Here is a 12,399-nt window from a genome sequence, read left to right on the forward strand (position 1 = left end):
CAGGGCAGACAGAAGCACCCCTGGCGCGCGCCACGGGATTTACCACGCCCCCGGCGCGCACCGAAGGTGCGCTGAGTTGCTGACCTGCAAATATTGGTTGCTGGGTGGCCCGCTGCGGGGGTGCCGCTGTACCCCTGTCGACCGCTGTTCACCCCTCCGAAGGGCACGGATGGGGCACGGGTGGAAGGCCCCTGCGAGTACTACCGAAGGTGGCGGCGATGCGAGCGTCGGGACCGTCGTGTGGCGATGAAGGCCACGTCGGCCACGACGAGCAGGATGGCGATGATCAGGAGATAGAACATGCCCTCCACCAGCGCGCCGATGAGTCCCAGGATGACGGCCACGAGAAGCAGGAACAGGAAGATCGCCATTGCGAACACCTCTTCTGGCACGGGGCTCGGGGCGGTCAGCGGCGCGCGAGCTTCCGTTCGCCGTGGGCGCCGGGCTGGTAGGCCATCTCGTAGTGCTTGAAGATCGCTTCTTCCTGCTCGGCGGGCAGGACGTCATCAGTGCCGATGGCCGGGGCCTTCTTCACGACTGCCTTGGCGTGCGCGACCTTGACGTAGCCGGGTCCCACGATCGCCTCGTCGAGAGGAACGAAGACCAGGCGCCGGCGGGTGGGCAAGCCGGTGAGGACGGTGGCCATGGCCGGTTCGTCGGTAGCGGTGTGCACGTAGATCGCTTCCAGCGAGCCGATCCTGTGTCCTTTGGGGTCGACGACGTCGCAGTCCCGCCACTCGCGGATATCGGCTGAATGGATCATTCTCCGCTCCCTGCGGCGCGACGAGGGTGACACAACGGCCCCGGCACATTCACACGCCGGGGCCGCCCTTCCGGGCGCTGCACGTGAGAGTGCACCGACCCATTCATCATGGTATGCCCCTGGCGCTTCTCCGGCACCAGTGATGTCGCGGCGGTACAGGCCACCTATCGCCGTGAGCGACCGTGCGATGCGCGGTATTCCACAACGTTGGCGTCCTGGTCAGGTCCTCCCCCGTACCGGAGGTTTCCACGACTAGCCTCCGCGTCATGCTGCGTATCGCCGACACTCGCACCGGCCGCCTCGTGGAGATCCCCTCCGCACACCGCCACCTGCTGCGCATCTGCGTCCACCTGCCGGTCATCGACACCGGGATCGGCGCGGTGCACGTGCGGGCGCCTCTGGTCGGTGACGTACTGGCGCGCACCGCGGAGCTGCATGGGCTGCAGTCCGTCACGGTCCTCACTACGCCGGACCTGCCGCCTGAGCCGGCCCAGACGCTCGAACGGGCCATGGCCGTTCTCGGCATCCACCCGCCCGCCACCGCCGGCGTTCACCATCTGGCCGAGACGGTGTGCGCCGCTGCCGACGTGCACGTGCTCGCGTACGGCAGCGCCATGCAGGACGCCGTCAGCGGGGTCCGGATCGACGTGGGCCAGGTCAGCCCAGCACCCCCGGACGGGGGCGTCCCAGACCGTGGCCACCCCCTCGCCTCGGATCTCCCGGACGCATTCGCCCCGGAGGGGACCGACCCGCTGGCTGTGAGGATGCTGTTGCTCGGCCACGCCTACCGCACGCCGGTCACGGTCACCAGCGCGGCGCTCGCCGAGGCCCGGCGGATGCTGAGGCACTGGCGGCAGCAGGTGGCCGACTGGGCGCAGGAGCCGTCCAGGCCGATCCCCGCCGACGTGCTGCGACAGGCCCGTGCCGCGCTCGCCGATGATCTCGGCGTCCCCGCTGTCCTGGACATGCTGGTCAGCGTGGCGAAGCGCGCCGACGTGCCGGCCGGTGCCAAGTTCGAGGTGTTCGCCTTTCTCGACCGCGTCCTCGGGCTGGACCTCGCGCGCGAGGTCGGCCACCAGCGCCCGGCGACGCCATGACTCCGGGCACCTTGCGGCGCCTGGTCGTCCTGCGGCACGCCAAGTCCGCCTGGCCGCAGGACGTGGCGGACTCCGAGCGGCCACTCGCCCCGCGCGGCTGCCGCGACGCCCCGGCGGCCGGCCGCTGGCTGCGCGAGGCCGACTGTGTTCCCGACCTCGTCGTGTGTTCCCCCGCCCGTCGCACCCGCCAGACGTGGGACCTCGTCGCGGCCGAGTTCGGCGCCGGCGCTGCGGTGATCCACGAGGAACGCATCTACCGGGCGAGCGCCGGGGAGTTGCTCGACGTCGTACGAGAGATCCCCGCGCAAGTACGGACGCTGATGCTGATCGGGCACAACCCCGGCGTGCAGGAGCTGGTCCTGCTGCTTGCCAGTGAGTCGGACGGTTACGCGCTGGAGCAGACCCGTACGAAGTTCCCGACATCCGCGATCGCCGTGCTGCGCGTGCCGGGGCCCTGGTCGTCCCTTGAACCTGGTGCCGCCCGGCTGACCGACATGGTCGTGCCCCGCGGTGCGAACCCCTGACGGTGCGAACCCCTGACGGGGAGGTCCCGACCGGTGCCGAAGGAGCGGGCTCAGCCGCGCTCCTCCTCGGCCTCCATGCACCGGATTCCCTCCGAGCGCTGCCGGCGTGCCGAGCATCCGGCCCAGGACCCACAGGGCGAGGGCGATCATTCCCCACCACGCGATGAGTGATGCGGTCTCGCGCCACCAGCTCGGCCGGAAGGTCGGGGCCGGTTTCAACGCCAGGCCCTTTCCGAGGGCGCCGCGGGGGAGCGGTGCAGGCGTCGGAGGGTGGCGGCACCCAGCACCCAGCACCAGGCACCCGGCCACCGCGAGGCCGCCGCCGACGGCAGTGCAGGCCAGGGTGATGTCGGAGGAGGCTCCGACGAGTCGCGGCACGGCGTTGACGGGTGCGGTGGCGTAGATCAGCAGGAAGGCCCAGCCGCGCGGTCGCACGGGTGCCAGCTTCCCCCGCAGGCGGCCCGGCACCCGATCGGTGATCATCGCCACCGCGGCGGGCAGCAGGGTGAGCGAGAAGGCGATCAGGCCGATCCATTGCCACTTCATGGGGTGTGTCCTGCGAGGACGAGCCCGAGGGCGTACTCCTCAAGGGCGAAGACAACGTCGCCACGCGGATCAAGGTCGAGCGCGACAAGCGGGGATGGAGCACCACCTTGGTGTCCGACCTGCTCAACGAGGCCGGCTACGAGATGAACCCGTCGGCGGTCTGGCGTATCGAGAACCGCAAGCGCCGCATCAACCTCGACGAGGCCATCGGCTTCGCGGAGATCTTCGGCCTGTCCCTGACCAACCTGGTCGGACCGCCGACGCTGGCCGCAGGCCCGGCCATGGAACTGATCGACGACGTGGCTGTCGCCAACGCGACCGCCCAGCGCGCCCAGCACGCCTACAGGCGCGCGACCGATGCGCTCGCCGCCTACCTCGCCGAGCACCCCGAGATCCGCGAGGAAGCAGAGGTGATGGTCAGCAACGCCATCGCCGCGCGCGGCGGCGGCTCACACGCGAGGGTGAGGCGGAAATATGCGCTGATCGTGGCGTGAGGGCAAGGGCGCCTTGTGTCGATGGGGAGTGGCGCATTGGGATGGGCGGCCGATCGGCGTAGCGCGGATTTGCGCTGCACAGAAAAGTCCTACGTATGTCCATATTCTTTGCCTGAGTTTCCCCTGAGCCCGTTCGCTTCCGGTCGCCGTGCACGTGGGTCGGCTACGCCAGGAACGCGACATCAGGCTTTCCGCTCCCGATTCCTGGAGAACCGTATGCGCGTTGCCGTCACCGGTGGCGGTGGATTTCTCGGGTCGCATCTCTGCGAGGCCCTGCTGAGGCGCGGGGACTCCGTAGTGTGCCTGGACAATTTCTCGACAGGCGAGCCCAGGAACATCGCACACCTGCTCCCCAATCCGGCATTCGAATTCATCCGTGCAGATGTCAGCGCCACCGCGGAGGTCCCCGGCCCCGTCGACGCCGTCGCTCACCTGGCAAGCCCCGCGTCACCGCCCGACTACCTGCGCCAGCCGCTGGAGACGCTCGCCGTCGGCAGCAGGGGCACGGAGAACGCGCTCCGTCTCGCACTGCGCCACCGTGCCCGATTCATCCTCGCGTCGACGAGTGAGGTCTACGGCGACCCTCTGGTCCACCCGCAGGACGAGGACTACTGGGGCAACGTCAATTCCGTCGGACCCCGCAGCGTGTACGACGAGGCGAAACGATTTGCCGAGGCGATCTCGGTCGCATACCGCCGCACCCACGGTCTGAATGTCGGCATCGCACGGATCTTCAACACCTACGGTCCGCGCATGCGCCCGCACGACGGACGGGTGGTTTCCAGCTTCATCACCCAGGCCCTCACTGGCGAGCCCCTGACCATTTACGGCGACGGAAAGCAAACGCGCAGTTTCTGCTACGTCGACGATCTGGTCCGCGGACTCGTCGCCCTGCTCGACTCCTCCGAGGCCGGACCCTTCAACCTGGGGAATCCGGTGGAGCGAACGGTCACCGAGCTCGCCGAGATGGTGCTGGAACTCACCGGCTCACTGTCGGAGATCCAGTACCACCCGCTCCCCGTCGACGACCCGACCCGCAGACGCCCGGTCATCTCCCGTGCGCGGGACGCGCTCGGCTGGTCGCCCGAGGTGGACATCGAGGAGGGGCTGCGCAGGACGAGCGACTGGTTCGCCTCCCGCCCCGCAGACCTCTCGGCCGGGGCCGCCGCGATCCGCGGCGGCCAGGAGGACGGGATGCCGCCCCCGAGGAAGTACGCCGGCGCTGTGTCCGACAGGCCGGAATCCGTCCCCGCACAGGCCTGAACGAGCTCGGACCCTCCCCTCCGGCGGGCAGCGGCGTCACCGCACGCCTCTCCCCGCCGGCCCTTCCCTCCAAGGCGGCCGTGAGTCTCTCGCGCCGCCACATCTAGATCATTTCGGAGTGCGCTCATATGACCCCGACCAAGCCAGGGCTCGTACGCGAGGCTCCCGCGACCGATGGGCGCATCCCCAGCCCGTCCGGAGCGGAGACCACACTCAAGGATCAGATCCGCGAGCTCTCCCGTGGCCGCGTCGCCGAGATTCCTCCCGACGGGCCCGTGTTCGCCCATCCGAGCCGCGCTCTGGAGACGCGCCCGACGAGCTTCGTCCGCCAGTTCGGCACGGCCGACAGGCTGAAGGTGGCGGTGCTCACCCTGGGGTGGGTCGCCTGCCTCGTCTGGTTCTGGGTCTGGTGGCTGCGTCCCGAGCACCGGATCGGCTGGGTGGGCCTGGCCGTCAACAGTGCGCTGCTGCTCTACCTCGCGCTGCTGCCCCTGCCCTTCTGGGTCGCGATCGTCCGCCTGCGCCGGTTCGACCCGCGGATCGAAGTCCCGGTGGTGCGTGCCGCATTCGTGGTCACCCGGGCTCCGTCGGAGCACTGGGACATCGCCCGCACCACCTTGGAGGCGATGCTTCGCCAGGACTACCCCCACCCGTACGACGTATGGCTGTGCGACGAGGACCCTTCCGGCGACAGCCTGGACTGGTGCGAGGCGAACGGAGTCCGGGTCTCCTGCCGCCGGGACCGCCCGGACTACCACCGGCTCACCTGGCCGCGCCGCACGCGCTGCAAGGAGGGCAACCTCGCTTACTTCTACGACCACTGGGGCTACCGCGACTACGACGTCGTCGCGCAGCTGGACTGCGATCACGTGCCGAGCCGTACGTACCTGACCGAGATGGTGCGGCCGTTCTCCGATCCCGCTATCGGCTACGTCGCAGCTCCGAGCGTGTGCGACGCCAATGCTGAGGCGTCCTGGTCCGCCCGGGGCCGACTGCATCGTGAAGCCGTCTTTCACGGGGCGGTTCAGCTGGGCCACTCGGCCGGCCTCGCGCCCGTGTGCATCGGTTCCCACTACGCGGTGCGTACGGAGGCGGTGCGGGACATCGGCGGCATCGGGCCCGAACTCGCAGAGGACTTCTCGACCACATTCCTGATGAACTCGGCCGGCTGGCAAGGATCGTTCGCCATCGACGCTCACGCGCGCGGCGACGGACCCGTCACGTTCGCCGCTATGGCCACCCAGGAGTTCCAGTGGTCCCGCAGTCTCGCGGTGATGCTCTTCGGGATGCTGCCGCGCCACCTGGGCCGCATGCGCGGGTGGCTGCGCCTGCGCTTCGCCTTCGCCCTGTCGTACTACCCGCTGCTCGCCGCGACCACGACCATGGCGCTGGCTCTGCCTCCGGTCGCGGCCGTCACCGGTCTGCCCTGGATCAACGTGAACTACTTCTCGTTCCTCGGCCACTTCTGGGCGATGTCCGTATGGCTGCTGCTCCTCACCGTGCTCGTGCGCAGGCGCGGCCTGCTCCGCCCCGCAAAAGCACCGATCTTGAGCTGGGAGAGCTGGCTCTTCGGGCTCGCCCGCTGGCCCTTCGTCGCCTGGGGGGTGGGTGCGGCCCTGGTGCAGAAGCTGCGCCCGCGGCCGGTGGTCTTCAAGGTGACCCCCAAGTCGACGGACGGGCTTGAGCCCCTGCCGCTGCGGCTCGTGGCGCCCTACCTGATCATCACCACCACCCTGTCCTGCGCGGCCGTGACCGGCGAGCTCACCGGCCCCGCCGCGGGATATGTCTTCCTGTGCATCCTCGGTTCCCTCTCGTACGCCGTGGTCACCCTCACCATCGCCGGGCTGCACATCCGCGAGATGGCCCGTGCGGCGGGAGTACCCACGCACAAGGCGGCGGTGACGGCCCGCATGCCCCTGCTCACCGGAACCCTCACGCTGCTGCCGCTCGCCCTGGCCATCGGCCTGTTCCCCGTCTACGCGGCGGGCATCTTCGGCTGGTGACACCGGCGCACCGGCCCTCCACCCCCACAGACGATCACGGAGAAAGGATCCCACCCCCATGCCCACGACGGTCCTGGTCACCGGCGGCGCCGGCTTCATCGGCAGCCACACCTGTGTCGAACTGCTTGAGAACGGCTACGAGGTGGTCGTCATCGACGACCATTCGAACAGCTCACCGGAGTCCCTGGAGCGCGTCGCGAAGATCGCGGGACGACCTATCGCCGCCGTCTACCGGGCCGACATGCGGGACCGGCACGCGCTGGATGCGGTATTCGACTCGCACCCTATCGACGCAGTGATCCACTTCGCCGCGAAGAAGGCGGTGGGCGAGTCCGTGGAGATCCCGATCGCCTACTACGACATCAACGTCGGCGGCACGACCGCCCTGCTGTCGGCCATGCACGGGCACGGAGTGCACCGGCTGGTGTTCTCCTCGTCCTGCTCGATCTACGGGGACGCCACCAAGGTGCCCCTGACGGAAGGGGATCCGGCGGCCCCGACCAACCCGTACGCCTCGACGAAGTGGCTCTGCGAGCAAGTACTGGCCGACACCTGCCGCCGCCTGCCCGAGCTCAGCGTGCTGGCCTTGCGGTACTTCAACCCGGTCGGCGCGCACCCGTCCGGGCTGCTGGGTGAAGACCCCAGGGGAGTGCCCAACAACATCATGCCGTACCTGGCGCAGGTCGCCGTCGGCCGCCGCGAACGGCTCAGCGTCTTCGGCGACGACTACCCCACACCCGACGGGACCGGCATCCGCGACTACATCCACGTCATGGACGTGGCCGAGGGCCATCGCCGCGCGCTGGAGCACCTCGGGGACGAGAACGGAATGCGGGTCTTCAACCTCGGCACCGGGGTGGGGTCCTCCGTCCTCGACCTCGTCGCCGCCTTCGAGCGGGCGTCCGGCAGGCCGATCCCCTACGAAGTCACCGGGCGCCGCCCGGGAGACGTGACCGAACTCGTCGCCGATCCCACCGCGGTGGCGGAGGCCTGGAACTGGGCCGCGACCCGTGATCTCGCCGCGATGTGCCGCGACGCCTGGCACTTCCAGGAACTCAACCCCTCGGGCTACACGGGCTGACGCGTCCGAGTCCGTCTCCGGTTCATCACGCCATCCCACTCACTCCATCCCACTCACACCAGCTCGTCAGACAGGAGATTCGCATGCGTTTGACCGTCATCGGCACGGGATACCTCGGAGCCGTGCACGCCGCGTGCATGGCGGACATCGGACACGAGGTCCTCGGCGTGGACGTCGATGCAGAAAAGATCAGAGCTCTCACCGAGGGCAGACCCCCCTTCTTCGAGCCAGGCCTCGACGACGTACTGACCCGCGCCATCGGCTCCGGGCGCCTGCGCTTCTCCACCTCCCTCAGCGAGGCGGCAGCCTTCGGCGAGGTGCACTTCGTCTGCGTGGGCACGCCTCAGCAGGCCGGCTCGAATGCAGCCGACCTGCGATACGTCGACGCCGTCATCGACGGGCTGGCTCCCCACCTGACGCGTCCCTGCCTGATCGTGGGTAAGTCCACCGTCCCGGTGGGCACCACCCCCCGCATCGCGGCCCGGATGAGAAGTCTTGTCCCTGCGGGTGCTGACGTGGAGGTCGCCTGGAACCCGGAGTTCCTACGAGAGGGGTTCGCGGTCGAGGACACACTGCGGCCCGACCGGCTCGTGGCGGGCGTCACCTCACCGCGTGCGGACCGGACCCTGCGCGAGGTGTACGCCCCCATGCTCGAGGCCGGCATCCCGTACATCAGCACCGACCCCGCCACCGCCGAGCTGGTCAAGGTCGCGGCGAACTCCTTCCTCGCGACCAAGATCTCGTTCATCAACGCGATGGCGGAGGTCTGCGACGCGGCCGGTGCCGATGTGAGCACCCTCGCCGACGCGCTCGGACACGACACCCGCATCGGGCGCCGCTTCCTCAACGCGGGTCTCGGCTTCGGCGGCGGCTGCCTGCCCAAGGACATCCGGGCATTCACCGCCCGGGCCCGGGAACTCGGCGTCGAGGAGGCGGTGAGCTTCCTGAGTCAGGTCGACGACATCAACCTGCGCCAGCGGCGCCGGACCGTCGCCATCGCCCGCGACCTGGTCGGTGGTGCGTTCTCCGGACACCGGATCACCGTCCTGGGCGCCACCTTCAAACCGAACAGCGACGACGTCCGCGACTCTCCGGCCCTTGCCGTGGCGGCGGCGATCCACCGCGAGGGTGGAGAGGTACGGGTCCATGACCCCGAAGGGATCTACAACGCCTGCGTGGCCCACCCCGAACTGCGGTACGAGACGGACGTCCTGACCGCGTGCCGGGGAGCGGATGTCGTGCTGCACCTGACCGAGTGGAGCCACTACCGGGAGGTCGACCCGGTGAAGCTGGCACGCGTGGTGTGCGCACCGCGGCTGGTCGACGCCCGCAACAACCTCGACGCGGGTCTGTGGCGCTCCGCCGGCTGGACCGTCCGGGCACTGGGCAGGCCGGGCCCCGCCACGGTGCCCGCACCCCAGCGCGGCAGCGGTCTCGCTCAGTCCTCGCTACGCGGCTGCGCGGCACCCGCGGAGGGCGCCGTGCTCAGCCGGGCCCCGAAGTAGTCGACCGGGCCGGGGTCGACGCCGACCGACCGCAGCTTGACGGCGCCGTCCAGCTCGTCGGCGCACTGCGAGACCAGAGGGGTGGCCCCGGCCAGATCGGTGACCGGGGCCACCGCGCCCATGAGACACGGGTCCGCGCTGCTGCCCGTCATGACGGCGCCCATCCGCTCCTGTCCGGCCCACTTCCGCCAGGCGGCCAAGTCGGAGTACCGCGCCTTGCCCCACTGCAGCTTCCAGTCGCCGGTGCTGTAGTAGTCGTTGCCCTGCAGACGCACGAGAGCCTGTGTGTAGTTCGTGTCCGAATCCACGACGGGGGCACCGTTGGTAACGAAGATGTTGTTGCGGATACTGACTCCGCTCATACCGTTGCGGAGGCGCAGGGCCGGGGGCCGTTCGATGCCGGTCGACCGCAGGACCACGGTGTTGTGGTAGATGTCCAGATCGCGCATGAGGTTGCCGTAGGCCACGATGCCGCCGTACCAGGGCAGCTTTCGGGCGTCGTCCCAGCTGTAGTTGAACCGCACGACATTGTCCTTGTGGGCGTTGGTCGACTCTCCCGAATAGACGAGGAAGCCCGCGCCGTCGTTGCCGTAGGACAGGTTGTACTGGAGTACCGACGATGACACGTTGTTGTCCAGACCGAATCCACCGCCGTCGACGCGTGAGCCGGTGCGGTTGCGGTACGCCTTGTTGTTCTGGATGACGACACGGGTCGAGTCGTAGGTCCAGATGCCCTCGGGCCCCTCCTGGGCGCGGGCCGAGGACTTCGCACCGTTGTCGTACGAGACCGACTGCTGAACGGTGGCGCCGCGCAAGCTGCCGAGAATGATTCCACTGCCGGTGTTGCGGTCGTCCGCGGTCGGGTCTCCGGGATTGCTGTACGCCTTGACCCGCGTGATCTCGAGCCTTTCGTGGGCGTAGCCCGGTTCCTTGGCCCTGAAGGGGGGGCCGTAGGTGGCCAGCCCGGCGTTCTGATTGTGGTGCACTGCCGAGTCGCTGATCCGGATGTCGCGGAAGCCGGCGGACTTCGGGCCTGTTCCAAGGTGAATCCCGTGCTGGAATCGGGACACGTCGACCCCGGAGATCCGCAGGTGGTCCAGGGGCTTTCCGTCCCGGCGGTCGTTGAAGAAGGTGATGCCGTCCGCACTGCGCTGAGCCTTGGCATCGCCGACGAGGGTCAGATTCCGGATCTCCACGCCGGCGGTGTTGTACACGGTGATGCCGGCTGTGCCCCGCGTCGCGATGGTGGCCCGACCGGTGCCGTACGAATCGATCACCACCGGCTTCGGTGCGCTGCCCGCATCCCGCGGACCGATCGTCAGCCCCCCGGTGAAGCGCGCGCCGCCTTTGAGCCGGAGACGGTCTCCCGGCCGGAACGGCACCTGGTCGGCCTTGCCGAGGGTGCGCCAGGCGGTCGCCTCGGACAGCCCGTCGTGATCGTCGTCGCCGTCTGGACTCACGTAGAAGGTGAGGGCCCCCTTGGAGGGAGGCCGCGGTGGCGTGTAGGGCTTGAGTACATCGCAGCCGGAAAGAAGGGCGATCGCTCCCACGGTCACACCTGCGACGAATTTCGCCCCACCACGGCGACCCCACCCGGCGGCCCGACGGTCGCGCATCATCTCGGTGTCCCCTTTCCGTTCGGCTCCGCACCTCGCGTAACAAGGTGCCAGAAACCGCAGGTGCGTTACGTCCGTGACATGGCATGAGCTCCCTATATTTGACCTGAGGCCTGAATAGCGCCTAATTATCAGATATTGTGCATGTCGGGTTCTGCGTGTCCGGAGCATGGGACCGGAGCGGTGCCTGCGCAGGCCGCACCCCAGTCGCGGGGTCGTCGCTGATGGGTCGGCCCGCGGGTCGGTACAGCTGGCAGGTGCAGGTCGCGGGGCCGCGACCGTCTGAGCGGGACGTGTCCTGCCAACCTCCGCTTTGCGGAATCGAATTCACATGAACCGACTCTATTTGTGGTGCAGGTCACAGGAAAGGCGTCTCGCGCTGCGAGACGGTCCCGCGCTCGGGTGGTGCCAGCGGTGCGCGAAGGAGTCTCCGGGCAGGGCATTTCCGCGAGTTGGGGCACGCGGAGGGCACGGTGAGGGTCGAGAGGTCTAGGCAACGAAGAAGGCCCAGGTCGTTGACCTGGGCCTTCTTGTAAGAGCGGATGACGGGAATCGAACCCGCGCTATAAGCTTGGGAATCACCCGGCACTGGGGCATGTGCATAGCGTCTGACGCGTAAATAGCAGCAGTTCAGGGTGGGTGTGGGCATGGCTGGGTGCCCGGTGGTCGTTGGTGGCTGTCGGGTGTCCGGTGCGGGGTGGGTCAGGCCGCGGTTTCCAGTGGGTTGAGGGTGACGGTGTAGCCGAGCTGGTTGAGCTGGGTGATCGCGCGGCGGGTGGCCCGTTCGGGGTCGCGTTGGGTGAAGTAGGTGCCGCCGAGTTCGTCGTATGGCTTGTGGTCGGTGAGCATGTGCCAGATCGCGGTGATGATCGAGTGCTCGACGGCGACCAGTGCCCTGAGCGGGCCGCGGCGGGCGGTCAGCCGCCGGTAACGGGCGGCGAGGTAGGTGTCCTTGGTTCTGACCGCGCCGAACGCGGCGAGGCCGAGTGCGCCTTTGAGGTAGGGGTTGCCGGGCCGGACCTTGGTGTTCTTGGTGCGGCCGGCGGACTCGTGGTGGCCGGGGCAGACCCCTGCCCAGGACGCGAGGTGCTTGGCCGTCGCGAACCGGGTCATGTCACCGCCGGTTTCCGCGATGATCACTTCGGCGGTTGCCTGGTTGATTCCGGGGATGGTGTCGAGGAGGTCGAGGGCGTCACGAAAGGGGGCCATCGCCTCCTCGATGCGTCCGCTGAGTTGCTCGATCATGCTGGTGAGCTGGTCGTACTGGTCGAGGTGCAGGCGGACCAGGAAGGCGTGGTGCTCACGGAAGCGTCCGGTCAGCGCCTCGGTGAGTGCGGGAATCTTGTGGCGGAGCCTGCGTTTGGCCATGTCCGCGAGGGTCTGCGGGTCACGTTCGCCGTTGACGAGGGCTTCGAGCATGGCCCGCCCGGAGACGCCCATGATGTCGGAGGCGACCGCGGACAGTTTGATCCCGGTGTCCTCCAGGAGCTTTTCCAGGCGCTGGACG

The 12,399-nt window shown here is 68.8% G+C and carries 11 protein-coding genes; 7 read left to right on the top strand and 4 right to left on the bottom strand.

All coding sequences use genetic code 11. The features are described from left to right. Positions 1–200: 200 nt before the first annotated feature. Together J7F03_RS36665 and J7F03_RS36670 are read right to left on the bottom strand one after the other, a co-directional pair. Positions 201–371, bottom strand: coding sequence for a hypothetical protein (locus J7F03_RS36665; RefSeq protein WP_214957309.1), 171 nt, complete (start codon positions 369–371; stop codon positions 201–203). A gap of 35 nt (positions 372–406) precedes the next feature. Continuing rightward, positions 407–763, bottom strand: a complete 357-nt coding sequence (locus J7F03_RS36670; RefSeq protein WP_214957311.1) for a PRC-barrel domain-containing protein — start codon at positions 761–763, stop codon at positions 407–409. Between the two features lie 266 nt (positions 764–1,029). Between J7F03_RS36670 and J7F03_RS36675 the strand changes: the two genes are divergently transcribed. From J7F03_RS36675 to J7F03_RS36705, 7 genes are all read left to right on the top strand, one after another. Beyond that, entirely contained in the window at positions 1,030–1,860 is an 831-nt protein-coding gene (locus J7F03_RS36675) for a hypothetical protein (RefSeq protein WP_214957313.1), read from the top strand. Then, positions 1,857–2,384, top strand: a complete 528-nt coding sequence (locus J7F03_RS36680; RefSeq protein WP_214957315.1) for a histidine phosphatase family protein — start codon at positions 1,857–1,859, stop codon at positions 2,382–2,384. Before J7F03_RS36675 ends, J7F03_RS36680 begins: the two co-directional genes overlap by 4 nt. Before the next feature lie 551 nt (positions 2,385–2,935). Next, a complete protein-coding gene (locus J7F03_RS36685; RefSeq protein WP_214957318.1) occupies positions 2,936–3,424 on the top strand; it encodes a helix-turn-helix domain-containing protein in 489 nt (162 codons plus the stop codon). 216 nt (positions 3,425–3,640) lie between these two features. Further along, positions 3,641–4,687: a UDP-glucuronic acid decarboxylase family protein gene (locus J7F03_RS36690; protein WP_214957320.1), complete on the top strand. Its 1,047-nt coding sequence runs from the start codon at positions 3,641–3,643 to the stop codon at positions 4,685–4,687. 128 nt (positions 4,688–4,815) lie between these two features. Then, positions 4,816–6,690, top strand: coding sequence for a glycosyltransferase family 2 protein (locus tag J7F03_RS36695; RefSeq protein ID WP_214957322.1), 1,875 nt, complete (start codon positions 4,816–4,818; stop codon positions 6,688–6,690). A 58-nt stretch (positions 6,691–6,748) separates the two neighbouring features. Continuing rightward, the gene (galE, locus tag J7F03_RS36700; RefSeq protein WP_214957324.1) at positions 6,749–7,771 is read left to right on the top strand and encodes a UDP-glucose 4-epimerase GalE; all 1,023 of its coding nucleotides are present in this window, start codon (positions 6,749–6,751) and stop codon (positions 7,769–7,771) included. Positions 7,772–7,854: 83 nt separating this feature from the next. Beyond that, the gene (locus tag J7F03_RS36705; protein ID WP_214957326.1) at positions 7,855–9,276 is read left to right on the top strand and encodes a UDP-glucose/GDP-mannose dehydrogenase family protein; all 1,422 of its coding nucleotides are present in this window, start codon (positions 7,855–7,857) and stop codon (positions 9,274–9,276) included. Here J7F03_RS36705 and J7F03_RS36710 read toward each other — a convergent pair. Both J7F03_RS36710 and J7F03_RS36715 read right to left on the bottom strand, forming a co-directional pair. After that, complete coding sequence (locus J7F03_RS36710; protein WP_308380112.1) at positions 9,210–10,826, bottom strand: right-handed parallel beta-helix repeat-containing protein; 1,617 nt, start codon at positions 10,824–10,826, stop codon at positions 9,210–9,212. The genes J7F03_RS36705 and J7F03_RS36710 overlap by 67 nt on opposite strands. A gap of 768 nt (positions 10,827–11,594) precedes the next feature. Continuing rightward, on the bottom strand, positions 11,595–12,399 hold an 805-nt coding region (locus J7F03_RS36715; protein ID WP_214957328.1), incomplete at its 5' end, for a transposase.

Origin of the sequence: Streptomyces sp. ISL-43 (genome assembly GCF_018614195.1) — a bacterium.
Lineage (GTDB): Bacteria > Actinomycetota > Actinomycetes > Streptomycetales > Streptomycetaceae > Streptomyces.

Excerpts from the sequence above, each read along its gene's own strand:
- J7F03_RS36665 (WP_214957309.1), bottom strand. The coding sequence starts at position 371 with ATGGCGATCTTCCTGTTCCTGCTTCTCGTGGCCGTCATCCTGGGACTC.
- J7F03_RS36675 (WP_214957313.1), top strand. The coding sequence starts at position 1,030 with ATGCTGCGTATCGCCGACACTCGCACCGGCCGCCTCGTGGAGATCCCC.
- J7F03_RS36680 (WP_214957315.1), top strand. The coding sequence starts at position 1,857 with ATGACTCCGGGCACCTTGCGGCGCCTGGTCGTCCTGCGGCACGCCAAG.
- J7F03_RS36670 (WP_214957311.1), bottom strand. The coding sequence starts at position 763 with ATGATCCATTCAGCCGATATCCGCGAGTGGCGGGACTGCGACGTCGTC.
- J7F03_RS36695 (WP_214957322.1), top strand. The coding sequence starts at position 4,816 with ATGACCCCGACCAAGCCAGGGCTCGTACGCGAGGCTCCCGCGACCGAT.
- J7F03_RS36705 (WP_214957326.1), top strand. The coding sequence starts at position 7,855 with ATGCGTTTGACCGTCATCGGCACGGGATACCTCGGAGCCGTGCACGCC.
- galE (WP_214957324.1), top strand. The coding sequence starts at position 6,749 with ATGCCCACGACGGTCCTGGTCACCGGCGGCGCCGGCTTCATCGGCAGC.
- J7F03_RS36690 (WP_214957320.1), top strand. The coding sequence starts at position 3,641 with ATGCGCGTTGCCGTCACCGGTGGCGGTGGATTTCTCGGGTCGCATCTC.